Origin of the sequence: Streptococcus infantis (genome assembly GCF_047464615.1) — a bacterium.
GTDB classification, from domain to species: Bacteria; Bacillota; Bacilli; order Lactobacillales; family Streptococcaceae; genus Streptococcus; species Streptococcus infantis_Y.
This window is the reverse complement of record NZ_JASHBO010000038.1, coordinates 1-999: the sequence shown is the minus strand read 5'-3', so window position 1 is coordinate 999 and position 999 is coordinate 1. Positions and strand designations below refer to the sequence as shown.

The following is a 999-nucleotide window of genomic DNA, read 5'->3' as shown; positions in this document are numbered from 1 at the left end:
TTAGGTAGAATGTCGCGAATCAGCGTGTGATTTTTCTCAATTCTCCCTTTCTGGTCAGAGCGATTAGGGTCACAAAAGAAGAGTTTACTCTCTCCTCGCACATCCATTTCGATGTCATCAACCCTGGCAAACTCTTCTCCATTATCTGTCAGAATAACAGGAAAGAGTTGGCAGAAGTCTTTGTCAGCTTCGTGAAGGTTATTCTTAATATCATAGAGGTGTTTGGTAAGCTCAAGGGCAGTTTTATTCTCCAGAAGCCTAGCGAAGATAAAGTTACAGAAAGAGAGATTGAAGGTGAGTAGGACTTTACCTCCCATTCTGCCCATAACTGTATCCATTTCCAGCCAAGAGTTTAGTTGGTTAAGGACTAAATAGTTTTGAAAATCCTCATAGGACCGGCCTTTTTTATCTTCTTTAGGGATGGAAGGTAGATTATTTTTTCGTCTTTCTTTAAATTTAACGGCTCTGACTAGGTCAATAGGAGTGATAGATAGGTATCCTTTTCGGATATGTCGATAGACGGTTGAGGAGCTAACATCAATATTGTGAGTTTTCAGGATATGATAGATGTGTTGTCCCTTTTTAACCCCATCAGAAATGACTTTGTCCATGTCCCAGAAGGTCTTGGAATTGAGCGGAGTGCCTTCACGAGCTTCGACAAGAGTTTGTTCGTACTGCTTTTGAGCTTGTTTAGCGAGGTAGAAGATTTTCTGATAGCCACAGTTTTGTCTTCTTTTAGAGCACCCATTACAGACAAAGGGAGCTTTATCAAGTAGAGGGCAAGGAAGGTTGTTAGAGGTAGAGTCTCTAATTTGTTTGTTTCGTTTGACTTCTTTAGAAACAGTAGTCGGATCTTTTAGAATAAGTTGCCCGATAGCTTTGAAGGTTTCACCGCGCTCTAAACCTAATTGGATATCATTACGGTCTGAAAGGGTAAGGTGTTTATGTTTGGTCATAGTAGGCCTCATTTCTATCACAAACGTCTCACACTTAATTCCA

Annotated in this window: 1 protein-coding gene; it reads right to left on the bottom strand. The window is 40.4% G+C overall.

Annotation, left to right across the window (positions count from 1 at the left end):
* Positions 1-956, bottom strand: a 956-nt coding sequence (locus QM450_RS10555) for a transposase (RefSeq protein ID WP_414320559.1), incomplete at its 3' end; no start/stop codon positions are given.
* Positions 957-999: the final 43 nt, after the last annotated feature.